Here is a 21,832-nt window from a genome sequence, read left to right as displayed (position 1 = left end):
CGATATTATTCTTATTGCGCACAGTGAAATTTACAAATGTGTAACATTTGTGGTCTTTCTGCTATAACCCTTAGTTTACCGTTTTGACAGGAAATGTTTATGCCGGAAATCAATGAGTTTGGCCAGTGGGTAAACGATCGTATCCCCGACTGGCAGGGGGCCGGGGCGCTGGCGCGTGCGCCGCTGTACGGCCGCTTTTGTTGGCTGGAACCCCTCAATGCAGCCCGTCACGCCGCCGATCTGTACGAGGCCTACGCGCAGGGCGAAGAGAGCGACTGGACGTGGCTTGCCAGTTCGCGCCCCGACTCTCTTGTCGCCACCGAACGGTGGGTGCAGGTCAAAGTTGATGACGCTGCGCTGGTGCCTTATGCGGTGATCGACCGACGCACCGAGCGGGCAGTCGGACTGGTCAGTTTTATGGCCATCGATCGCCAGATGGGGTCGGTAGAAATTGGCCACGTGACGTGGTCGCGGTTGATGAAACAAACGCCGCTGGGAACCGAAGCCGTGTGGCTGCTGCTGAAAAATGCGTTTGAACAGGGCTACAGACGGCTGGAGTGGAAATGTGATTCGATGAATCTCGAATCCCGCCGCGCCGCCGAGCGCCTGGGGTTTAGCTGGGAAGGGCGCCTGCGTCAGCGGATGATCCGTAAAGGTCGCACCCGCGATAGCGACTATCTGTCTATCATCGACGGTGAATGGGCGCGCTGCGAAGCGGTCATCTGTGCCTGGCTGGCTGAAACTAACTTTGATGCGCATGGGCGGCAAATTCAGCGTCTGGAAACGTTCAGGGACAACGCGTGATCTGACGTTACGTTAGCGTCAGACCCTCAGCGGCAGGCCGTTGCACCATTAGTTAACATAAGTTGCACAATTTGCAACAAAAATGCACAAACCGTGACTATTGCAATATTTATGTACTTTATTGTTAAGCAGATGTGATCCCTCCCGTAATTTCACTTCGCCGGTGCAGAGGCCCTGCAACGGCGCTCTATACTCAGAATTGTCAAAATCCGAGCGCGGGTTGTGCAAAGTTGGCAACCATTTTGCTTAATGATTTGGCCTGAGAAGCGTAAGGAAACCTCGCCGTTATCAGCAGGATATTGTCAGGATGTCGTTTGTCCGGCGCAATGCGCCGGTGGTTCGGCTTCACACCGTAATGCATAAACCTCTTTTGCTAAGGTAGATAATAATGTCGCTGAAATTAATAAAAAGTCCGCTTTCGATTGTGTTGGCAGGGTGTCTGGTGACGGCGTTTTCCGCCCAGGCCGATATCGTTATTGGCGTTGCCGGGCCTTTTACCGGGCCTAACGCGACCTATGGCGATCAATATTGGCACGGTGCGACTCAAGCGGCGGAAGATATTAACGCCGCCGGTGGGATTAACGGCGAAAAGATTAAGCTGGTGCAGGGCGATGACGCTTGTGAACCTAAACAGGCCGTAGCGGTAGCGAACCGTCTGGTCGATCAGGATAAAGTTCAGGCCGTTGTCGGCCACTTCTGTTCATCTTCTACTATGCCGGCTTCCGAGGTCTATAACGATGCCGGGGTGCTGGCGATTACCCCGGGGTCAACCAACCCGCTTATTACCGAACGCGGTATGAATGACATGTTCCGTATGTGCGGCCGCGATGACCAGCAGGGTGACGTTGCCAGCAACTTCATCATTGATAAGCTGAAGGCGAAACGGGTGGTTATCATTCACGATAAAGATACCTACGGTCAGGGCCTGGCGGATGCCACCCGCGCAGCGCTGGCCAAACGCGGCGTGAAAGAGGTGATGTATGAAGGCCTGTCGCGCGGCGAGAAAGACTTCAACGCGCTGGTGACCAAAATTGGTGCGCAGAAGCCGGACGTGGTGTTCTTCGGCGGCTGTCATCCGGAAGCCGGACCGCTGGTACGCCAGATGCGTGAGCAGGGCGTGCAGGCGAAATTCTTCTCCGGTGACTGCATTGTGAACGAAGAGATGGTGACCGCTGCCGGCGGACCACAGTACACCAATGGCATCTACATGACCTTCGGCAAAGATCCGCGCCTGATCCCGGACGGTAAAGCGGTGATTGAGAAATTCCGCGCCAATAAGTTCGAGCCGGAAGGCTATACCCTCTATTCCTATGCTTCTATTCAGGCTATCGCAGCGGCGTTTAAAGCCGCAGGACCCGACTCGGCGAAAGCCAGCGCCTGGCTGAAGGCCAATCCGGTGGAAACCGTGATGGGTAAAAAAGCCTGGGACAGCAAAGGCGATCTGAAAGTCTCCGACTATGTCGTTTATCAATGGGATGACAAAGGCAAGTATAAGGAAGTTGAGTAACCGGATGGAGTCACGCTCAGCGCCGGTATGGCAGCATACCGGCGCTTTATAACATGGCCAATAACACGAGCGCGCGAAGATGGAGACATTCTTTTTACAACAGTTAGTCAATGGCTTGACGCTAGGATCGGTCTACGGGCTTATCGCCATTGGTTACACCATGGTTTACGGTATTATCGGCATGATTAACTTCGCCCACGGCGAAGTGTATATGATCTCCGCCTATCTCTGCGCCATTGGACTGGCGCTGCTGTCCTTCTTTGGCCTGCACTCTTTTCCTCTGCTGATCCTCGGCACGCTGGTGTTTACCATCGTGGTGACGGGGGTATACGGCTGGACGATTGAGCGTATCGCCTATAAGCCCCTGCGTAACTCCACACGCCTGGCGCCGCTAATTTCGGCGATCGGCATGTCGCTCATTTTGCAGAACTACGCGCAAATCAGCCAGGGGCCGCGTCAGCAGGGCGTGCCGACGATGTTGGACGGCGTACTGCGCCTGCATCTGGGTGAAGGATTTGTGCAGATAACCTACACCAAAATCTTTATCCTGCTGGCCTCGTTTGCCGGGATGCTGCTGCTGACCTGGATAATCGGCCACACCCGTCTTGGGCGAATGTGCCGTGCGGTACAGCAGGATCGTAAAATGGCCTCCATTCTGGGGATCAATACCGATCGCATCATCTCGCTGGTGTTCGTTATTGGCGCGGCGATGGCAGGGCTTGCCGGGGTATTAATTACCATGAACTACGGTACGTTTGATTTCTATGCCGGGTTTATTATCGGCATCAAAGCCTTCACCGCGGCGGTGCTGGGCGGTATTGGTTCATTGCCAGGCGCGATGCTCGGCGGGCTGTTGCTGGGCGTGGCTGAAGCGCAGTTCTCGGGGATGGTCAACTCAGACTATAAAGACGTGTTCTCGTTCGGGCTGCTGGTGGTTATCCTGATTTTCCGTCCGCAGGGGCTGCTTGGCCGCCCGATTGTGGCCAAGGTGTAGGAGCGGACGATGACCCATTCAACGGCTTCACACGATGCGTTTTCACTCAAGCGCTGCATTCTGGATGCGATATTTTCAGGGCTGGTGGCGCTGATTATTTTTGGTCCCATCGTCGGCGTTGTGCTCGATGGCTACAGCTTTAACTTTGAAGGCCAGCGGTTGGTCTGGATTGTTGCTGCCGTAATGGTCGGCCGCTTTGCGCTGAGCGCATTGGCGACCACCCGCGTCGGCAGACGGTTTGCCTCGCGGTTTGAAGGCGATAGCGCGGGCGTCTATGTCCGCGCTCCGGGCTATAAAAGCCAGCTGCGGTGGGTGATTCCGCTGGTGCTGGCGCTGGCGGTCTGCTTCCCGTTTGTGGCCACCAAATATGTGCTGACGGTGGCGATCCTCGGCCTAATCTATGTGCTGCTGGGATTGGGGCTGAATATCGTGGTGGGCCTTGCCGGGCTGCTGGACCTGGGCTACGTGGCGTTTTACGCCATCGGTGCGTACGGCCTGGCGCTAGGGTATCAGTATCTGGGCCTCGGTTTCTGGTCGATGCTGCCGCTGGCGGCGTTGATGGCTGCGGCCGCCGGGGCGCTGCTCGGCTTTCCGGTGCTGCGAATGCACGGCGACTACCTGGCGATCGTCACGTTGGGCTTCGGTGAAATTATTCGTCTGATCCTCAATAACTGGCTGAGCTTTACCGGCGGGCCCAACGGTATTTCCGCGCCGCCGCCCACCTTCTTCGGTCTTGAATTTGGTCGACGGGCGAAAGAAGGGGGCATACCGTTCCACGAGTTCTTCCATTTAACCTACAACCCAAATCTGAAGTTTATTTTCATCTACGCGGTGCTGGTGCTGGTGGTTCTGCTGGTGCTCTACATTAAGCATCGACTGACGCGGATGCCGATAGGCCGCGCATGGGAAGCGCTGCGTGAGGACGAAATCGCCTGCCGCTCAATGGGGCTCAACCACGTCCTGGTGAAGCTGTCAGCCTTTACGCTCGGCGCATCCACCGCCGGGATTGCCGGGGTGTTTTTTGCGACTTATCAGGGGTTTGTGAACCCGACCTCCTTCACCTTCTTTGAGTCGGCGCTGATACTCGCCATCGTGGTGCTGGGCGGGATGGGCTCAACCATCGGCGTGGTGCTGGCGGCCTTTGTCTTGACCGTCACGCCGGAACTGCTGCGCAGCTTTGCCGAGTACCGCGTGCTGCTGTTTGGCGTGCTGATGGTGGTGATGATGATCTGGCGGCCGCGCGGCCTGATTCGTATCAACCGCAGCGGTTTTGCGGTGCGCAAAGGGGTGGCGCCATGAGCCAGGATATGATTTTAAGCGTTGAGCATCTGATGATGCATTTTGGCGGCATTAAGGCCCTTAATGATGTCAATCTGGAGGTACAGCGGGGGTCGATAACCGCGCTAATCGGCCCCAACGGTGCGGGAAAGACCACGGTATTCAACTGCCTGACCGGTTTCTACAAGGCCTCTGGTGGCAATATTCTGTTCAATACGCGCGACAAAACGACCAATGTGATTCAGATTCTCGGGCAGAAATTCCAGCCGGGTGATTGGGTGAATCCGGCGCAGTTTGGTCAGCGGCTGTACTATAAAATGTTTGGCGGCACCCACCTGGTTAACCGGGCAGGGCTGGCGCGAACCTTCCAGAACATCCGCTTGTTCCGCGAAATGTCGGTGGTGGAGAACCTGCTGGTGGCGCAGCATATGCAGGTTAACCGTAATCTGTTGAGCGGCATTCTGAATACGCCAGCCTACCGCCGGGCGGAAAGTGACGCGCTGGACCGCGCCTTTTACTGGCTGGAGGTGGTGGATTTGGTAGAGTGCGCCAACCGCCTGGCGGGGGAGATGTCCTACGGCCAACAGCGGCGTCTGGAAATTGCTCGCGCTATGTGCACCGGCCCGGAGATGATCTGCCTGGATGAACCCGCCGCCGGGCTGAATCCGGTAGAAACGCGGGCGCTGAGTAAAATTATCCGCTTCCTGCGCGAGCACCATGCAATCACCGTGCTATTGATTGAACACGATATGGGGATGGTGATGGAGATTTCCGACAATATTATCGTACTGGACCACGGAGACGTCATTGCTCAGGGCAAGCCGGAGCAAATTCAGCATGATGAAAAAGTCATTGCCGCTTATCTTGGTGCCAGCGAAGACGAGGTGAGCCTATGAGCGAGCCAATGCTGGAATTTCGTGATGTTGATGTGTTCTACGGCGTTATCCAGGCGTTAAAGCAGGTTTCGCTCCAGGTGAATAAAGGCGAAACCGTATCGCTGATCGGCGCTAACGGCGCGGGGAAATCGACGCTGCTGATGTCGATATTCGGCCAGCCACGCGTGCGCAGCGGGCAGATTCTGTTTTGCGGCGATGATATCAGCCATCGCACCACCCATTATGTGGCGTCGGCGGGCATTGCCCAGGCACCGGAGGGCAGGCGTATTTTCCCGGATATGAGCGTTGAGGAAAACCTGCTGATGGGCACCATCCCGATCGGCAATCAGTATGCGGCGGAGGATCTGCAAAGCATGTTCGATCTGTTTCCACGTCTTAAAGAGCGGCGCAAACAGCGGGCGATGACCATGTCCGGCGGCGAACAGCAGATGCTGGCGATTGCCCGCGCGCTGATGAGCCGCCCCAAGCTGCTGCTGCTCGATGAGCCGAGCCTGGGACTGGCACCGATCGTGGTGAAGCAGATTTTCCAGACGCTGCGTGAACTGGCGCGCAATGGCATGACGATTTTCCTGGTGGAGCAGAATGCCCATCATGCGCTGAAGCTGTCCGATCGCGGCTATGTGATGGTGAACGGGCAGATCCGCCTGAGCGGCAGCGGTGAGGAACTGCTGGGAAATCAGGAGGTGCGCAAGGCCTATCTGGGCGGCGTGTAGCAACGCCGGGCTGGAGTTCAACGCTAAACTGCTGCATCATTGCGCCTGAACTGAGCTTCCTCATTAACCACGATAGAGATTGAGTATGAAAACGGGACCTTTAACCGAAAGCGAACTGGAATGGCTGGACGAGACCATTGCGAAGTATACCTCCGACGCGTCAATTATCGACGTGTCTGAACTGGACGGTATGCTGACCGCCATCCTCTCCTCACCGCTGGAGATTGAACCCGCTGAGTGGATGTTCGCCGTCTGGGGCGGGGCCGATCATGTACCGCACTGGGCAACCGACCGCGAGCGCGACCGTTTCGTCAATCTTACGTTGCAGCACATGAGCGATATTGCCGATCGCTTAAACGACTATCCCGATCAGTTTGAACCGCTGTTCGGCACCCGTGACGAAGAAGGCCAGGAGCTGACCATCGTTGAAGAGTGGTGCTATGGCTACCTGCGTGGCGTGCGTCTGAGCGACTGGAGCGGATTACCGCAGGAACAGCAGGCGGCGCTGGACTGCATCGCGCTGCACGGCGACGAAGAAAAAAGCACCGCGCTGGAGGGCTTTAGCGCTGACCAGTATCTGGAAAGCGTCGATAAAATCCGCCCGGCGGCGCTGGCGCTGTTCGATTACTGGATGGACAACCCAAAGGAAGCGCCGGTAAAGCAGCCGATCAAAAATGAAAACAAGGTGGGTCGCAACGACCCGTGCCCGTGCGGCAGCGGTAAGAAATACAAGCAGTGCTGTTTAGCAAAATAAGGAAAGGGGCCAATTGGCCCCTTTTTCTGGCTTGAAGACCGGCTTGTCGGGGGTTAACCCACCGACGGCAGCAGGCCGGTGGCAATCCCTGCCTGAATCAATATCACCGCAATTCCGCAGGCAAATACCAGCCACAGCATCGGCTTGCCGCCCGCTACGCGGTAGCCGCCCTGCGGGTGCTGCTGGCGGCTTTTCAGCGTCAGCAGCGAGGGGATAATCAGCGCCAGTACCGCCAGTGCGACGCCCGCATAGCCCAGTGCCATCACGAAACCGCGCGGGTAGAACAGCGCAAAGGCCAGCGGCGGCAGGAAGGTAATGCCGCCGGTTTGCAGGCGTCCACGGACGGTATTTTTACGCTGGAACAGATCCGCCAGATAATCAAACAGACCCAGCGCGACGCCGAGGAATGAGGTTGCCAGCGCCAGATCGGCAAACAGATGTACCGCCAGCTCAACGTGCGGTGAAGCCACCACTTCACGAATGGCCAGCAGCAACCCGTTCAACCCGCTATGCTGCGACATCAGCGCGCCGAATACCGGTGAGTCGATGCTGCCAAGCGTGGCAAGCTGCCAGAACACATAGGCCACCAGCGGGATTGCGCTGCCGACGATAAAGATGCCGCGCAGTTTACGTACATCACCGTTCATGTAGCTGACAATACTGGGTACGCTGCCGTGGAAGCCAAACGAGGTAAAGATAACCGGGATCGCCGACAGCGCCAGCCCTTGAGCCAGCGGCAGCGTCATCAGGTTAATCTGGTGAATATGCGGTAGCAGCAGCGCCAGCATGACGATCAGGAAGATAATTTTGGCGCTGAACAGGAAGCGGTTAAACAGATCGACCAATGAAGTGCCGACGCAGATAACCATGCCACCAATGGCGGTGAACAGTAGCACGCCGATGGCCGGCGGTATCTCAACGTTGAACCACTGACTGAGGCTGGAGGCCAGCAGTTCGCCCGCGCCGCTGATATACGCTGCCGTCAGCGCGTACATCAGGAACATCATGCTAAAGCCGGTTATCCATTGCCCGTATCGCCCCAGGTAGCGCAGTGCCAGCGTACCCAGCCCGGTGTCGGCCGGGACATGCTGATACACTTCCAGCAGCAGCAGGGCGGTATAGCACATCAACGCCCACAGCCCTAGCAGCAGGACCATCGTGACGCCAAAACCGACGCCCGCCGATGCCAGCGGCATGGCTAGCATGCCCGCGCCGATCGTGGTGCCGGCTACGATTAAAATACTCCCCAGGGTACGGTTCTTCACGCTTTCCTCTGCTTTACAACGTATTCATAACCAAAGATGCCGCGCAGAGTATGTTAAACCCGCAGTTTCGTCAAATATCAAATACAACTACTGTACATTTAAGTTTACGAAAAATGAAGGCGCGGGAAAGCTGCGCTAGCGCAAAACATGCAATACAAATGCAGTTTATCCTGGTGTTTTTATTGGGAGGAAAAATGAATTCTATTCACGGTCACGAAGTCCTGAATATGATGATGGCATCAGGCGAACAATACAGTCTGGAAAGTCTGGAAGCGGCTATTCATGAGCGCTTTGGTACTCAGGCACGATTTCATACCTGCTCGGCGGAAAATATGAGCGCGGGGGAACTGGTGGCTTTTCTGCATAAGAAGGGCAAGTTTATTCCACTGGAATCTGGTTTTACTACCGCAGAAAGTAAAATTTGCCGCCATTAATGGGCAGCGGCGTTTATACGCCGCTGCGCGGTAATTAATTCTGGGTATCGAGCGTTGCCAGCTCTTTATCGATAAAGTACAGCCCTTCACCGCTTTTACCCGCCAGCGTCAGCTTATCAATAACGGATTTGAACAGCTTCTCTTCTTCGTGCTGCTCAGCCACATACCACTGCAGGAAATTAAAGGTCGGATAATCCTGGTTGGTCATTGCGGCATGTGCCAGTTCGTTGATTTTGCTGGTGATAAGCTGCTCGTGCTCGTAGGTGACGCGGAACAGTTCGTCCAGTGAGGCATATTCAGCAAACGGCGAGGAGACGGTGTTGATGCGTGGCAGGCTGCCGGTATCGGTCAGGTAGTCGAACAGGCGCTGCATGTGCGTCATCTCTTCCTGGGCGTGGCGGCGCAAAAAGGCGGCGGCACCTTCAAAGCTGTTAAAACTGCACCAGGCGCTCATCTGCTGATACAGCAGCGAAGAATAAAGTTCGAGATTCATCTGTTCATTTAATTTCTCGATCATTGGTGCTTTCAGCATCGTGTCGCTCCCCCAAATTCGTTAATAGTTAATTACAGCGGAACTATAAGTTGTTATTAAGTTATTTGCAAAAAGTAAATATAAAAATATTTATTTAATAATGCGAATGGGAATAAAACTCATTGGCATAAATATAATGGGTGTTCACCGGGGAATATAATGACGCCGGCAGGACCGGCGCTGGGCAATTAATAATAGGCCGTTGCGGCGGGGATATTGGCAATCCCCCGGCACTGGTACTGCAAGGTGATATGCTCGTTAAGGCACAGCGAGCCGCTGATGGTTGAACAGGTGGTAATCGGCTGGCCGTAGGAAAAGGCGGTTGCATAGCCCATTTGTTGACAGGCTTTGTTCGCCTCGGACTGTGCCAGATAGCCGTCGGTACGGGCATTTTGCAGTACTGCCTGCCCGTAGGTCAGACGAACGATACCGCTGGTGGCATCAACTTCGCTGACGCTTGCCGCGCGGGGAACCGTGCACGCGGAAAGTGTCAGCAGGGCGGGGATAAGAATGAGGCTTTTCATCATTTCGCTCTGCGCAATCTGTCGTAGCCTGATTGTAGCCGTCGAGACGGCAGCCAATCCTTTGAATAGTCGCCAGATCCAGGTGTTAATCCGTTTGTGACTCATAAATAGCCTGGAACTGCAGATGCAGCTGGCAAAACAGCTTGACCAGCGAAGGGTCAAAATGACTTCCGGCGCTGCTGACGATAATTTCGTAGGCCCGCTCGTGGGAAAAGCTCGGCTTATAAACCCGCTTTTGCCGCAGCGCATCGTAAACGTCTGCAATGGCCAGAATTCGGGCTTCAATCGGAATGGCCTCACCGGCCAGCCCGTCCGGATAACCGCTGCCGTCCCACTTTTCGTGATGGTGGCGGATCAGATTTTCCGCCACCGAGCCCAGCGCCAGGCCCTGAACGATGCGCCAGCCCTTAACCGAATGCTGCTGGATTTCTCTGAACTCGTCCTCCGTCAGTTTACCCTGCTTATGCAAAATATGTTCGGGAACGGCGATTTTGCCGATATCGTGCAGCGACGCGAAATTTTCGATATCGCGAACCCGTTTATACGGGAGCTTAAGCCCACGAGCCAGCAGGCTGCAGTAAGCGGCAACGCGGCGAATATGGCAGCCGGTTTCATCATCATGAACGTGGTTAATTTTCTCCATTGCTTCGACAATGCTGCGGTTGACGGCGCGATGTTTGTTCATATGACGCCACATCATCAGCATCAGGCTGAGAATAAACACCACCAGCACCAGCAGGCCAGCGCTCACGATTTGTAATGCATTTTTGCTTAGCGCACCCGGGGTGGCCGGGGGCGTGGACGATGGCGTCAGCTGATGGCGATAGCTGGAAATCAGGTGTACCTGCGACAGCAGCGCGTTCAGCGGATGTTCGATGTTGACCCAGGTCCCGATTTGATAGCCGGAGTGGGTGAGTCCGGCCACCTTCAGCGCACCGCGGAACAGATCGCTGCCGCGTAGCGCCTGCTCCAGCGAACTCAAGTCGCCGAGGATAAAATCGATTTGATGATTATCAATGGTATCCAGCAGCTCGTCGATGCTAGCGCGGGCGACAAGCGTAACGTCGGTACCAAAACGCTGGCGCAGGTAATAGGCGGCGAAGGAACCACGGATGACACCAACCCGCTGATGGCGTACCTGCTCCTCATCGAGGATAAACGGCATCCCGACCTTGTTGTAGTACGCGTTGTACCAGTTGACCAACGGACCAATCAGCCCCTCCATCTGACTGCCGTTGCGAATATCAAAAATATCGGCAAGGTGAATTGGCCAGTCTTCATTCTGCATGCGAACCATATAGTTATCGAGAAACTGCACGTCGACGTCAATGTTTAACAGGTCGCGTAGATCATTCACCATGTTAATGGCACTGCCGTGATAGCCCCGCTCGTCTTTCCAGATAATTGGCGCAAAATTTTCATTTTTCGGCAGCGGAATCGTCAGCCGGTTCTCTCTAAGCCAGCTTTGCTCGGCAGGCGTCAGCGTAAGGTGCTGTCGCAAAAACATCAGTTGGCTTTGCTCTTCCAATGCCTGTAGCCTGCCGTTTTGTCGCCATTCATTGAGCAACTGATTCACGTTGCCGCGCATGTAGCTTTGTTCCGGACTGATGCCGAAAGCGGCGCTCAATCGCAGTGCAGGGAAGGGGCGGGAAAGGGTGAAGTAGTAGTGCGGGCCGCCCATTTCCCGGTCTTCGTTGATATAGAAGTCGGCGCCGCCGCTGCGCAGGATCTGCAGCGCCTCTTTGCTGGTATCAACCTCTATGATTTGCTGTAGTTCAAGCGTGGGGTAGGCTTTTTTCACCAGCGCCTGGGTGCGATCGTGGCGGCGGAAGATAACGCGTGTGTTATTGAGATCGTTAGGGTTCTTAGCCTGACGGGTGATGCTCACCGCGACGACTTCAGTATCAAACAGCGGCACGGAGAGCGTCTTATTTTCAGCGTTCGGTTTGGTTTGCAGCACGCTGGTATAGAGGCCATAGTCATGGTGTGCAAAACGCTTTTCGAACGTTTGGCCATCGACAGGGCGCAGGGTGAGATTGTAGCCATAGCGCGCATTGATGGCATGCAGCAGTTCGGGGTAAAAACCGCGGTACTGCCCGTGGCTATCGCGCCAGAATTCAAAGCTGTCGGCATCCAGCACCCACACGGGAACGGGCGCCGCGGGTTTGACCTTCTGCGGCGGGACGGCAAACGCCCGCAGTGTGCAAACGAGTAACAGGGTCAGTAGAACAAGGAGACCCAGCCCGTGTCGAAAAATTCGGCAGTTCTGTGTCACAAGTCAGTTCCTTTGCAGTGACTATTCTATCCATTTAATAGCTGATCTAGCACCGGGGTTCTCATAACCCCACCCCCAGTTTAGTCGACCAAATGGCCTGATGACAGTAAATAAAATCGGGGTTATGTAATGATTTTTATCCGCCTGAACGCGCAAAAGTGTGACCGTCTCAATAAAAAATAAAACCATTTTTCATAAAATTTGAAAGTGTGTTTGTCTGGTAGTAAGGTTACCCCAACGTAATCGAACGACTGCGGGCGCTCCCGCGTAGCTTTCAGGAGAGGAAAGAATGAAAATTGCACTGATGATGGAAAACAGCCAGGCCAGCAAAAACGCGACCATTCATCATGAGTTAAAAGCCGTTGCCGATGAAAAAGGCTTCCCGGTATACAACGTGGGCATGTGTGATGAAAACGATCACCACCTGACCTACATTCACCTGGGTATCATGGCCAGCATCCTGCTGAACTCGAAAGCGGTAGATTTCGTAGTAACCGGTTGTGGCACCGGCCAGGGCGCGCTGATGTCCCTGAACATTCACCCGGGCGTTGTCTGCGGCTACTGCCTGGATCCGGCAGATGCCTTCCTGTTTGCCCAGATCAACAACGGTAACGCGCTGTCTCTGGCCTTCGCGAAAGGCTTTGGCTGGGGCGCAGAGCTGAACGTACGCTACATGTTTGAAAAAGCGTTCACCGGCCGTAACGGCGAAGGCTACCCGCCGGAGCGTAAAGAGCCGCAGGTTCGTAACGCAGGCATCCTGAACCAGGTGAAAGCAGCGGTCGTTAAAGAAAACTACCTCGACACCCTGCGCGCTATCGACCCGGCGCTGGTGAAAACCGCCGTTTCCGGTCAGCGTTTCCAGGAATGCTTCTTCGAAAACTGCCAGAACAAAGAAATTGAAGCCTTTGTTCGTGAGATCCTGGCGTAAGCCTGAATCTTTCTGTTTGACCAAAACCCACGCCAAGGCGTGGGTTTTTTCGCTTAAGAGGGCTTCCTTTTCTGTGATACCGCGCTGCCGGCGTCCCGCGTCAGGTGCAATGTATCGAACATGCCAACCAGGCAAATCAGCGCAATAAAGACAAAGGCGAGGCGGAAGCTGATGCCCGGCACCTCGCTCAGCGCCAGCGTCGCGCTTAACTTCTCGCCGATGCGGATGCCAATCGCCCCGAGCGTAATACCAAGGCCAATGGCTAACTGACTGGCGGTGCTGAACAACGTATTGGCGTAGCTCATCTGGGAGGACGGGACGTCGGCAAATGCCAGCGTGCTGACGCCGGTAAACTGGATCGAGCGGAACACGCCGCCGAGATAGAGCACCAGCATAATGACCCAGACCGGCGTCTGCGGCGTCAGGAAAGCACAGGCAAGCAGCGCCAGCACGTTCAGCGAACCGTTGAGCAGCAGCAGGCGGCGAAAGCCCAGCCAGCGTATCAGCGGCGTAGTGGCGGGTTTGATCGTCAGGTTGCCCACAAACACCGCCAGCACCAGAAGGCCGGAGTGGAATGGGTCCATACCGAACCCAACCTGGAAGAGTAGCGGCAGCAGAAACGGTACGGCGCTAATGGATGCGCGGAACAGCGAACCGCCGTACATCGTGACGCGAAAGGTGGGGACCTGCAGCGCATCCATGCGGATCATCGGCGCCGGGCTACGGCGAAAATGGCGCAGCGCATAGCAGAAGGTGGCCCCACCGACGATAAGCAGCGCGATGACCGTCCAGCCCTGCATTTTTTCGGCGCCAAGCATCTCCATCGCATACACCAGGCTCACCATCGATACCGAGGTGGCCAGGAAGCCCGGCAGATCGAATGGACGACGCTCATCGTCGCGAACGTTGGGAATAATGTGCAGCGCCAGAATAATCGCAATAATGCCGAGCGGAACGTTAATAAAGAAGATCCAGCGCCAGTCGGCGACCTGGGTAATAAATCCGCCCAGCGGCGGCCCGATAATGGGCGCAATCAGCGCGGGCCAGGTGAGCGTGGCAATCGCCGAGATCAGCAGATGCTTTGGCGTGGTGCGCAGTACCGCCAGTCGGCCAACGGGGACCATTAACGCGCCGCCAACGCCTTGTAGAATACGCATTGCCACGAAACTGTGGGCGCTGGTGGCGAGGCCGCAAAATACCGAGGAGACGGTGAAAATAGCCAGCGCCAGGCTGAAGATAGTACGGGCCCCGAAGCGGTCGGCTATCCAGCCGCTGGCGGGAATCAGTACCGCAAGGGTGATCAGATAGGCGCTGATACCGATATTCAAATCGACGGCTTCAACGCCAAAGGTTTTCGCCATATCCGGCAGGGCAGTGGCAATCACCGTCCCATCAAGAAACTCCATAAAGAACGCACCGGCCACCAGCAGCGCGGCAGGGGATACCCCGCGTGTTGCCTGGGCCTGGAGAGGCTCATTCATTGTTGTGTTACCCTATCAAAAAAATGCGTAAAATTTACAAATTTTGTAGACGTTGTAAGTAACAGATTTTAATAACAAAATTTATATAAATTTAACGCGATGCACCAATTTTATGTGATATAAATCGCAAAATGGTTGATTTTTGTGACGGCGGTCATATTATGTACGTAAAGACAATAACATCTGCATAACAAAAACCGGAGCATTCACATGAAACAGCGTATGCGTAAAATCCTCAAAAGCATGTTTGAAAACTATTGCAAGACTTTCAAAGACGTACCGCCAGGCGCTATGTTCTGATAAAAAAAACATGCTGCGGCAGGTTTTTTTATCTTTCGCAAAAGTAGGGTACTATTACGCTCCGCAAAAAAGGAGCAAAAAATGTCTCAGAACCTGACCCCTAACGATGAGCTGGTTTCCGACGTTGTCGCCTGCCAGCTGGTCATCAAACAGATCCTCGACGTGATTGATGTGATTGCCCCGGTAGAAGTACGCGAGAAAATGGCGACTCAGCTGAAGGCCATTGATTTCACGACGCATCCGGCAGGGGCTGACCCCGTGACGCTACGGGCGATTCAAAAAGCGATCGCGCTGATTGAGCTGAAGTTTACACCGCAGGATGCGACGCATTAATGCCTGTCTGATGGGTTCAGGCACGCGTCCTGAAAACAGAAACAACAAGGGCGGCCATAGCCGCCCTTGTTGCATTATGATGGCTGCCGTTTATTCACGATGTTCAGCAGGTGGCGGTCGGTTTGCTGGATGCACAGGCCCGCTTCACGCGCGCTGCGCACCTCATCCAGAATGGTCTTCAGCAAGATACCATCCTGTTGCTGTTCTTCTTCCAGCGTATTGAGGAAGCTCAGGGTGTTATCGTCTTGAAGCACTTTTGCCTGTTCAGTAAGTTCCGACAGCGTTGAGCTACGCTGATCGTGGTCTTCAATTGTTGTCAGGAAAAGATCTTCGAGGGTTGCACATTTAGCCTGGCGAATTTCGAAGGCTTTCACCACCGGGTAAGCGCCGGCTTTCTTGATAAAATCAAACACGCGCATCATTTGCGTGACGCTGGACTGCGCGCGCGAACGTAAGAACGTCGCAGTGCCATTTAGTCGATGTTCTGAACACCACTCGCTCAAACGCAAATAATGATTAGATGCATGGAATTCGAGATTCATCTGAGCATTAAGCTTTTTAACCATTCCTGGAGCTGCCATATAAATATCCTTATTACTGGTAGGAACGATACGCGTGACATCGCATAGTTCTAAATAGCCGCTAACCATGCGCTATTTACGCGTTTGAATGTGACGACATATTACCTGTCGTCTTCAATCATGAACGCAAGATATAAACCTTCTTTAGTTCACAAAAATAATACTCTGAGTTTGCGTATAAGAAAACTCTTATGACTCGCTTTTTACGTTTCGTTACAACCTATATTAAAGTGGAGGATAATTATCAAGAAATTCCGTCATAACACCATGAATAATATGAAGTATAAGGCTTCTCTCTTGAGTCGTTAAGACGGGGTTGAACGCGAAGATGTTTGTTGCATTGATAATGAATAAAAGTGTGATGAATATCTCATTTATCCGCCCGTGCCGAACGTACACATAGGCGCGATACGCAATATTTGTTATGAATGGTGTATGGCAAGTAATATTCCCCATTTATATATCATGATATGTACCTGGACCTCAGATATTAGAATGTGGGTAAATTTGTTTTAGATCATTTTTGATAATGACCGACGAGGGGATTATGTTCGCCGGCATGACATATGTGCATAATCCCTCTTTATTTCTCGTTCGGGGGGATGCGTTAATTTAAATTCACAGGAGTTATAATGAAACAGGTTGCCGTACTGCTGGCCCCAGGGTTTGAGGAAGGGGAAGCGATTGTCACTATCGATATTCTGCGTCGCTTACATATTGGCGTTGAGCTGGTGTCGTGCGCAGAGTCGCGGGCTGTGGTGAGCTATCACGATATTCCGATGGTGGCTGACGCCACGCTGGCAGAGCGTCTTGATACGCTGTACGACGCGGTTGTGCTACCGGGGGGGCCGCAGGGAAGCGTGAATCTGGCAGCAAGCAAAGACGTTGTCCGGTTTGTGGCGAACCACGATGCCGCAGGCAAATTCATTTGCCCGATCTGCTCAGCCGCCGCGCGCGTACTCGCCGGAAACGATTTGCTGAAAGGCCGCCGCTACGTGTGCTCTGGCGACCTGTGGCAGGACGTCAAAAACGGTGAATACGTTGATGCACCGGTTGTTGAAGATGGCAACCTAATCAGCGGTAAAGGCTTTGGCCATGTGTTTGATTTCGCCTTTACCGTAGCGGCGCGCCTGCTGGGCGATGAAGCGCCGGTACGCGATCACGCCGATCACATCTATTATCGCTGGTAATTCATCCTGCCCTGTGGCGGAAGGGATTTTCACGCTATCAATATAGATAAAATAGCTATTTCCCTGCGCGAATTGTCAGACAATTCGCGCAGCAGATATGTATTTATCTGCTGAATCTATGCATCACATCACTGTAATTCAGCGGTGTGATGGCGCTCTCTTATGGAAGATTAATTCCTGGCTATTAATGTTTCAACAACGTTAATGCTGTTAATGACACAGCTAATACTTTGTTTTATGTCCGATTTAAATCGTTGGTCTGATTTTTCCCTACATAAAAGAACATTAAGGCTGGAGTTAACCATGCACAAATTTACCCACGCGCTGGCGGCCATCGGGCTGGCAGCCGTTATGTCACAATCAGCTATGGCCGAGAATCTTAAGCTCGGCTTTCTCGTCAAACAGCCGGAAGAACCGTGGTTCCAGACGGAATGGAAATTTGCCGATAAAGCGGGCAAAGACCTCGGTTTTGACGTCATTAAAATTGCCGTACCTGACGGTGAGAAAACCCTTAATGCGATTGACAGCCTGGCGGCCAGCGGCGCGAAAGGCTTTGTTATATGTACACCAGACCCGAAGCTGGGGCCCGCTATTGTTGCCAAAGCGCGCGGCTATGATATGAAAGTGATCACCGTCGACGATCAGTTCGTCAACGCCAAAGGCAAGCCGATGGAAGAGGTCCCGCTGGTCATGATGGCGGCGAGTGAAATCGGTGCTCGTCAGGGCCAGGAGCTGTATAAAGAGATGCAAAAGCGCGGTTGGGATATCAAAACCACCGGCGTGATGGCCATTACGGCCAACGAACTGGATACCGCACGTCGCCGCACGACGGGCTCAATGGATGCGCTGAAGGCCGCCGGTTTCCCGGAAAAACAGATCTATCAGGTCCCGACCAAATCTAACGATATCCCCGGTGCGTTCGACGCCGGTAACTCGCTGCTGGTGCAGCACCCGGAAGTGAAACAGTGGCTGGTTATCGGCATGAACGATAACACCGTGCTGGGCGGCGTTCGCGCCACGGAAGGTCAGGGCTTTAAAGCGGCTAACGTTATCGGTATCGGGATTAACGGCGTAGATGCCGTCAACGAACTGTCGAAAGCGCAGGCTACCGGTTTCTTCGGCTCCCTGCTGCCAAGCCCGGATATCCACGGTTATAAAACCAGTGAGCTGCTGTATAACTGGGTACAGAAAGGTGCTGAGCCGCCGAAATTCACGGCGGTGACCGACGTGGTGCTGATTACTCGCGATAACTTCAAAGAAGAGCTGGCGAAAAAAGGCCTCTAAGTCCTGATGGTTCTCCTCCCGCGTGCGCGGGGGGATAGGGATCGTGTCAATGTGGAGGTTGCGATGCAACAGTCTACCCCTTATCTCTCCTTTCGCGGTATCAGCAAAACGTTCCCCGGCGTTAAGGCCCTGTCCGATATCAGTTTCGACTGCTATAGCGGGCAGGTGCACGCGCTGATGGGGGAGAACGGCGCCGGAAAGTCGACGCTGTTGAAAATACTCAGCGGTAACTATGCCCCGACGGCGGGCACGCTGGCGCTGCGCGGCGAAGAGATTTCATTTGTCGATACTACCGCGGCGTTGAACGCGGGTATCGCGATTATTTACCAGGAACTGCATCTCGTCCCGGAAATGACCGTGGCGGAAAATATTTATCTGGGTCAGCTGCCGAGCCGCGGCGGGATGGTTAACCGCAAGCTGCTGAACTATGAAGCGCGTCTCCAGCTCGAACATCTGGGGCTGGATATTGACCCGGACACCCCGCTTAAGTATCTGTCTATCGGCCAGTGGCAGATGGTGGAAATTGCTAAGGCGCTGGCGCGTAACGCCAAGGTGATTGCCTTTGACGAACCGACCAGTTCGCTTTCCGCCCGCGAAATAGACAACCTGTTTCGGGTGATCCGCGAACTGCGTAAAGAGGGGCGAGTCATCATCTATGTCTCGCACCGCATGGAAGAGATCTTTGCGCTGAGCGACGCTATTACGGTGTTTAAGGACGGCCGCTATGTCTGCACGTTTGACGACATGATGGCGGTCAGCCATGACCGGCTGGTACAAGCGATGGTCGGGCGCAATATTGGCGACATCTACGGTTGGCAGCCTCGCCCGCACGGGGCAGAGCGGCTGCGTCTTGAACAGGTGAAAGCGCCGGGCGTGCGTACGCCGATTTCGCTTACGGTCCGCAGCGGCGAGATCGTTGGCCTGTTTGGGCTGGTGGGGGCCGGGCGCAGCGAGTTGATGAAGGGGATATTCGGCGGTTCCAGGATCACCGGCGGCGAGATTTACATCGACGGCCAGCGGATAACCATTGATAAACCGGCGCAGGCGATTCGTGCGGGTATGATGCTGTGCCCGGAAGACCGCAAAGCGGAAGGGATCATCCCGGTGCATTCGGTGCGCGACAATATCAACATCAGCGCCCGCCGCAAGCACATCCACGCTGGGTGCCTTATCAACAATGACTGGGAGGCCACCAACGCCGACCACCACATCCAGTCGCTCAATATCAAAACGCCTGGGGCCGAGCAGCTGATTATGAACCTTTCCGGGGGCAATCAGCAGAAGGCTATCCTCGGGCGCTGGCTGTCGGAGGAGATGAAAGTGATCCTGCTCGACGAGCCGACGCGCGGCATTGATGTTGGTGCGAAACACGAAATCTACAACGTGATTTACGCACTGGCGGCTTCTGGCGTGGCGGTGCTGTTTGCTTCCAGCGATCTGCCGGAAGTGCTGGGCGTTGCCGATCGGATCGTGGTGATGCGCGAAGGGGAGATCGCCGGCGAACTGTTGCATGAGAGCGCCAATGAACAACAGGCGTTAAGCCTGGCTATGCCTAAAGTCAGTCAGGCGGTCGCCTGAGTAAGGAGATTATGATGTCATCTGTTACAACGCCGGGCGCCCAACGCGCGTCGCTAAGCTTTAGCCGCATCTGGGATCAGTACGGCATGCTGGTGGTCTTTGCGGCACTTTTCGTCTGCTGTGCGATTTTTGTGCCGAATTTTGCCACCTTTATCAACATGAAGGGCCTGGGGCTGGCGATTTCCATGTCCGGGATGGTGGCCTGCGGCATGCTGTTCTGCCTTGCTTCGGGGGATTTTGATCTGTCGGTCGCGTCGGTGATTGCCTGCGCCGGGGTGACGACAGCGGTGGTCATTAACATGACCGAAAGCCTGTGGGTCGGCGTCTTTGCCGGGCTGCTGCTGGGGGCCGTGAGTGGATTGGTGAACGGTTTCGTGATTGCGAAGCTGAAAATTAACGCGCTGATCACCACGCTCGCGACGATGCAAATTGTGCGTGGGCTGGCCTATATTATTTCCGACGGCAAAGCGGTGGGGATTGAAGACGAACGTTTCTTCACGCTCGGCTACGCCAACTGGCTCGGGCTACCGGCACCTATCTGGCTGACGGTGGGCTGTCTGGTGATTTTTGGTCTGCTGCTTAATAAAACCACCTTTGGTCGCAGCACGCTGGCCATCGGCGGTAACGAAGAAGCGGCGCGGCTGGCCGGGGTTCCGGTGGTACGCACCAAGATTATTATCTTTGTGCTCTCCGGGCTGGTGTCGGCGGCGGCGGGGATTATTCTGGCCTCACGCATGACCAGCGGCCAGCCGATGACCTCAATAGGCTATGAGCTGATCGTCATTTCCGCCTGCGTGCTGGGCGGCGTATCGCTGAAAGGGGGGATTGGTAAAATCTCTTACGTGGTGGCCGGGATTTTAATTCTGGGCACCGTGGAGAATGCGATGAACCTGCTGAACATTTCGCCGTTCTCACAGTACGTGGTGCGTGGTCTGATTCTGCTGGCAGCGGTGATTTTCGACCGTTACAAGCAGAAGGCTAAGCGGACCGTATAGCGTTCACTCCCGTCACGATGGGGTATGACAGATGCTGGTGATGTCCCTGCATGCGGCGCTGTTGTACCCCGTCGGCGGCGAGAAGTTTGATTTGTTACAGTGTCACCAATAAGACATCTACGCCGCTGTTACCCACGATGCTTTTTGCCGCGCAGGTGGCGCGTGAAAAGAAACTTTGGTTATGGTTCCCGCAGATAACCAGGTCAACCTGGTGCTTTTTGCTGAATGCGCTAATGTGCTCACCAAGCTCACCCGATGCAATTTGCGCTTTCCAGATAGGGTAATCAACGGCCTCGGCAAGACTGCGCAAAAAATGCTGGGTCTCTTCCTGCATCAGCTCGCGCAGGCTTTCCAGCATCGGCGCAGCTAGCTGATTATACATTTCCGGGTCGGTGGCCAGGGTTATCAGACTCACGCGGGCCTGGGTCGGCCGGGCGATATCCACCGCTTTGCGAAGCAGGGCGTGGCTTTCCGGGGTTGGCGCCACGGCAACCAAAAGATGTGAGTAAGACATCAGACCTCCTTGCTCGAATAATACGCACTCTCTTCTTAATCTCTTACTCTTTTTGCCTGACCCTCGCAAGTGATATAGCGAATACTTATGACGATATATTAACCAAATACATTAGCATTCTTTATGCTAATTATTGATTAAAAGCTACGCAGTTTCTATCCGCGTCACGTGATGTTTTATGTAATCAATATGGTTATTTAATATTTTATTTTTGCTGAAACAATGTTAACTAAAGGTAAATTACATGCAAATGAATATGCTGCAAATGATTCATTGTTTCAATTTATTGAATTTACGATGAATTTTGTATATCGAATGAAACTATGATCTGTGATAATTCTTTCGTCATTGGCTCGCGTAAAGTTGCCCGTCCCCTGCGGTTGTTTAATAGTTGGGGTGAATGAATATCCATCAATCAGGAATAAAACAGCGTTTTGATTGGTTAATTATTGTTCAAAATACAACAATGACTGATGGATAGAGAATAAAAATAGGCTTTGATTTTGTGATGCAGATCACATAAATTTCACATTAACAGTGAAGTAACATTGTATGTGTCACATCTGGCGAGTAAAGTTGCGTCGAATTAGGAAAAATCTTAGTAAATTGTAAGAAATGTTTAGGGAAGGTGCGAACAAGTTCCTGATATGAGATCATCATATTCATCCGGAG

General features: G+C 53.9%; 22 protein-coding genes. 15 read left to right on the top strand and 7 right to left on the bottom strand.

Features of this window, described 5'->3' with window-relative positions; all coding sequences use genetic code 11:
• The first annotated feature begins 99 nt into the window (after positions 1–99).
• The 7 genes from V6942_RS13250 to V6942_RS13220 all read left to right on the top strand — a co-directional run bounded on the left by V6942_RS13250 (position 100) and on the right by V6942_RS13220 (position 6,946).
• On the top strand, positions 100–804 hold the full coding sequence (locus V6942_RS13250; protein ID WP_106927873.1) for a GNAT family N-acetyltransferase: 705 nt from the start codon (positions 100–102) through the stop codon (positions 802–804).
• A 388-nt stretch (positions 805–1,192) separates the two neighbouring features.
• Positions 1,193–2,311 (top strand): branched-chain amino acid ABC transporter substrate-binding protein, encoded by a 1,119-nt coding sequence (locus V6942_RS13245; protein ID WP_182930402.1) that lies wholly within the window; start codon positions 1,193–1,195, stop codon positions 2,309–2,311.
• 79 nt (positions 2,312–2,390) lie between these two features.
• Positions 2,391–3,305, top strand: a complete 915-nt coding sequence (locus V6942_RS13240) for an ABC transporter permease subunit (RefSeq protein WP_106927869.1) — start codon at positions 2,391–2,393, stop codon at positions 3,303–3,305.
• 9 nt (positions 3,306–3,314) lie between these two features.
• Positions 3,315–4,604 (top strand): high-affinity branched-chain amino acid ABC transporter permease LivM, encoded by a 1,290-nt coding sequence (gene livM / locus V6942_RS13235; protein WP_106927867.1) that lies wholly within the window; start codon positions 3,315–3,317, stop codon positions 4,602–4,604.
• On the top strand, positions 4,601–5,479 hold the full coding sequence (locus tag V6942_RS13230) for an ABC transporter ATP-binding protein (RefSeq protein ID WP_333501335.1): 879 nt from the start codon (positions 4,601–4,603) through the stop codon (positions 5,477–5,479). Before livM ends, V6942_RS13230 begins: the two co-directional genes overlap by 4 nt.
• Positions 5,476–6,192: an ABC transporter ATP-binding protein gene (locus tag V6942_RS13225; protein WP_333501334.1), complete on the top strand. Its 717-nt coding sequence runs from the start codon at positions 5,476–5,478 to the stop codon at positions 6,190–6,192. The genes V6942_RS13230 and V6942_RS13225 overlap by 4 nt, the downstream gene beginning before the upstream one ends.
• A gap of 85 nt (positions 6,193–6,277) precedes the next feature.
• The gene (locus tag V6942_RS13220) at positions 6,278–6,946 is read left to right on the top strand and encodes a YecA family protein (protein WP_333501333.1); all 669 of its coding nucleotides are present in this window, start codon (positions 6,278–6,280) and stop codon (positions 6,944–6,946) included.
• 53 nt (positions 6,947–6,999) lie between these two features.
• Here V6942_RS13220 and tyrP read toward each other — a convergent pair whose 3' ends face one another.
• On the bottom strand, positions 7,000–8,211 hold the full coding sequence (tyrP, locus tag V6942_RS13215; RefSeq protein WP_333501332.1) for a tyrosine transporter TyrP: 1,212 nt from the start codon (positions 8,209–8,211) through the stop codon (positions 7,000–7,002).
• A 194-nt stretch (positions 8,212–8,405) separates the two neighbouring features.
• Here tyrP and V6942_RS13210 point away from each other — a divergent pair, with 194 nt between their 5' ends.
• Positions 8,406–8,645, top strand: coding sequence for a YecH family metal-binding protein (locus V6942_RS13210; protein WP_106927917.1), 240 nt, complete (start codon positions 8,406–8,408; stop codon positions 8,643–8,645).
• Between the two features lie 34 nt (positions 8,646–8,679).
• On the opposite strand, the gene ftnA is transcribed toward V6942_RS13210, so the two are convergent.
• The 3 genes from ftnA to V6942_RS13195 all read right to left on the bottom strand — a co-directional run bounded on the left by ftnA (position 8,680) and on the right by V6942_RS13195 (position 11,976).
• Positions 8,680–9,177, bottom strand: a complete 498-nt coding sequence (gene ftnA, locus V6942_RS13205; protein ID WP_106927857.1) for a non-heme ferritin — start codon at positions 9,175–9,177, stop codon at positions 8,680–8,682.
• A 188-nt stretch (positions 9,178–9,365) separates the two neighbouring features.
• On the bottom strand, positions 9,366–9,701 hold the full coding sequence (gene yecR / locus V6942_RS13200; protein WP_106927915.1) for a YecR family lipoprotein: 336 nt from the start codon (positions 9,699–9,701) through the stop codon (positions 9,366–9,368).
• Positions 9,702–9,786: 85 nt separating this feature from the next.
• Positions 9,787–11,976, bottom strand: a complete 2,190-nt coding sequence (locus V6942_RS13195; protein ID WP_182967634.1) for an HD domain-containing phosphohydrolase — start codon at positions 11,974–11,976, stop codon at positions 9,787–9,789.
• A gap of 289 nt (positions 11,977–12,265) precedes the next feature.
• Here V6942_RS13195 and V6942_RS13190 point away from each other — a divergent pair, with 289 nt between their 5' ends.
• Positions 12,266–12,904, top strand: a complete 639-nt coding sequence (locus tag V6942_RS13190; RefSeq protein ID WP_106927853.1) for an RpiB/LacA/LacB family sugar-phosphate isomerase — start codon at positions 12,266–12,268, stop codon at positions 12,902–12,904.
• Positions 12,905–12,957: 53 nt separating this feature from the next.
• Here the strand turns inward: V6942_RS13190 and V6942_RS13185 are convergent, their stop codons facing one another.
• Positions 12,958–14,385, bottom strand: coding sequence for an MFS transporter (locus V6942_RS13185; RefSeq protein WP_333501331.1), 1,428 nt, complete (start codon positions 14,383–14,385; stop codon positions 12,958–12,960).
• A 210-nt stretch (positions 14,386–14,595) separates the two neighbouring features.
• Between V6942_RS13185 and azuC the strand changes: the two genes are divergently transcribed.
• Positions 14,596–14,685 (top strand): stress response protein AzuC, encoded by a 90-nt coding sequence (azuC, locus tag V6942_RS13180; RefSeq protein ID WP_015963980.1) that lies wholly within the window; start codon positions 14,596–14,598, stop codon positions 14,683–14,685.
• An 81-nt stretch (positions 14,686–14,766) separates the two neighbouring features.
• The gene (locus tag V6942_RS13175; protein WP_064544613.1) at positions 14,767–15,018 is read left to right on the top strand and encodes a DUF2766 family protein; all 252 of its coding nucleotides are present in this window, start codon (positions 14,767–14,769) and stop codon (positions 15,016–15,018) included.
• A 74-nt stretch (positions 15,019–15,092) separates the two neighbouring features.
• Here V6942_RS13175 and V6942_RS13170 read toward each other — a convergent pair whose 3' ends face one another.
• A complete protein-coding gene (locus V6942_RS13170; protein ID WP_106927849.1) occupies positions 15,093–15,599 on the bottom strand; it encodes a non-heme ferritin-like protein in 507 nt (168 codons plus the stop codon).
• 632 nt (positions 15,600–16,231) lie between these two features.
• Between V6942_RS13170 and V6942_RS13165 the strand changes: the two genes are divergently transcribed.
• From V6942_RS13165 to araH, 4 genes are all read left to right on the top strand, one after another.
• On the top strand, positions 16,232–16,789 hold the full coding sequence (locus V6942_RS13165; RefSeq protein ID WP_106927847.1) for a DJ-1/PfpI family protein: 558 nt from the start codon (positions 16,232–16,234) through the stop codon (positions 16,787–16,789).
• A gap of 303 nt (positions 16,790–17,092) precedes the next feature.
• Positions 17,093–18,073 carry an arabinose ABC transporter substrate-binding protein gene (locus tag V6942_RS13160; protein ID WP_106927845.1) on the top strand — a complete coding sequence of 327 codons (981 nt, stop codon included), beginning with the start codon at positions 17,093–17,095 and terminating at the stop codon, positions 18,071–18,073.
• A gap of 63 nt (positions 18,074–18,136) precedes the next feature.
• On the top strand, positions 18,137–19,651 hold the full coding sequence (gene araG, locus V6942_RS13155) for an L-arabinose ABC transporter ATP-binding protein AraG (RefSeq protein ID WP_106927843.1): 1,515 nt from the start codon (positions 18,137–18,139) through the stop codon (positions 19,649–19,651).
• A 14-nt stretch (positions 19,652–19,665) separates the two neighbouring features.
• A complete protein-coding gene (gene araH / locus V6942_RS13150; RefSeq protein ID WP_333501330.1) occupies positions 19,666–20,646 on the top strand; it encodes an L-arabinose ABC transporter permease AraH in 981 nt (326 codons plus the stop codon).
• A 94-nt stretch (positions 20,647–20,740) separates the two neighbouring features.
• Here the strand turns inward: araH and uspC are convergent, their stop codons facing one another.
• The gene (uspC, locus tag V6942_RS13145; RefSeq protein ID WP_182967638.1) at positions 20,741–21,160 is read right to left on the bottom strand and encodes a universal stress protein UspC; all 420 of its coding nucleotides are present in this window, start codon (positions 21,158–21,160) and stop codon (positions 20,741–20,743) included.
• Positions 21,161–21,832: the final 672 nt, after the last annotated feature.

Origin of the sequence: Kluyvera genomosp. 2 (assembly GCF_036759865.1) — a bacterium.
Classification (GTDB): Bacteria; Pseudomonadota; Gammaproteobacteria; order Enterobacterales; family Enterobacteriaceae; genus Kluyvera; species Kluyvera ascorbata_B.
Note: the sequence above shows the minus strand (reverse complement) of the source record. Positions and strands in the feature narration are given on the sequence as shown.

Excerpts from the sequence above, each read along its gene's own strand:
- araG (WP_106927843.1), top strand. The coding sequence starts at position 18,137 with ATGCAACAGTCTACCCCTTATCTCTCCTTTCGCGGTATCAGCAAAACG.
- V6942_RS13230 (WP_333501335.1), top strand. The coding sequence starts at position 4,601 with ATGAGCCAGGATATGATTTTAAGCGTTGAGCATCTGATGATGCATTTT.
- V6942_RS13245 (WP_182930402.1), top strand. The coding sequence starts at position 1,193 with ATGTCGCTGAAATTAATAAAAAGTCCGCTTTCGATTGTGTTGGCAGGG.
- V6942_RS13220 (WP_333501333.1), top strand. The coding sequence starts at position 6,278 with ATGAAAACGGGACCTTTAACCGAAAGCGAACTGGAATGGCTGGACGAG.
- azuC (WP_015963980.1), top strand. The coding sequence starts at position 14,596 with ATGAAACAGCGTATGCGTAAAATCCTCAAAAGCATGTTTGAAAACTAT.
- V6942_RS13240 (WP_106927869.1), top strand. The coding sequence starts at position 2,391 with ATGGAGACATTCTTTTTACAACAGTTAGTCAATGGCTTGACGCTAGGA.
- V6942_RS13175 (WP_064544613.1), top strand. The coding sequence starts at position 14,767 with ATGTCTCAGAACCTGACCCCTAACGATGAGCTGGTTTCCGACGTTGTC.
- V6942_RS13225 (WP_333501334.1), top strand. The coding sequence starts at position 5,476 with ATGAGCGAGCCAATGCTGGAATTTCGTGATGTTGATGTGTTCTACGGC.
- ftnA (WP_106927857.1), bottom strand. The coding sequence starts at position 9,177 with ATGCTGAAAGCACCAATGATCGAGAAATTAAATGAACAGATGAATCTC.
- V6942_RS13185 (WP_333501331.1), bottom strand. The coding sequence starts at position 14,385 with ATGAATGAGCCTCTCCAGGCCCAGGCAACACGCGGGGTATCCCCTGCC.
- V6942_RS13160 (WP_106927845.1), top strand. The coding sequence starts at position 17,093 with ATGCACAAATTTACCCACGCGCTGGCGGCCATCGGGCTGGCAGCCGTT.
- uspC (WP_182967638.1), bottom strand. The coding sequence starts at position 21,160 with ATGTCTTACTCACATCTTTTGGTTGCCGTGGCGCCAACCCCGGAAAGC.
- V6942_RS13210 (WP_106927917.1), top strand. The coding sequence starts at position 8,406 with ATGAATTCTATTCACGGTCACGAAGTCCTGAATATGATGATGGCATCA.
- yecR (WP_106927915.1), bottom strand. The coding sequence starts at position 9,701 with ATGAAAAGCCTCATTCTTATCCCCGCCCTGCTGACACTTTCCGCGTGC.
- araH (WP_333501330.1), top strand. The coding sequence starts at position 19,666 with ATGTCATCTGTTACAACGCCGGGCGCCCAACGCGCGTCGCTAAGCTTT.
- V6942_RS13165 (WP_106927847.1), top strand. The coding sequence starts at position 16,232 with ATGAAACAGGTTGCCGTACTGCTGGCCCCAGGGTTTGAGGAAGGGGAA.
- livM (WP_106927867.1), top strand. The coding sequence starts at position 3,315 with ATGACCCATTCAACGGCTTCACACGATGCGTTTTCACTCAAGCGCTGC.
- V6942_RS13190 (WP_106927853.1), top strand. The coding sequence starts at position 12,266 with ATGAAAATTGCACTGATGATGGAAAACAGCCAGGCCAGCAAAAACGCG.
- V6942_RS13170 (WP_106927849.1), bottom strand. The coding sequence starts at position 15,599 with ATGGCAGCTCCAGGAATGGTTAAAAAGCTTAATGCTCAGATGAATCTC.
- V6942_RS13250 (WP_106927873.1), top strand. The coding sequence starts at position 100 with ATGCCGGAAATCAATGAGTTTGGCCAGTGGGTAAACGATCGTATCCCC.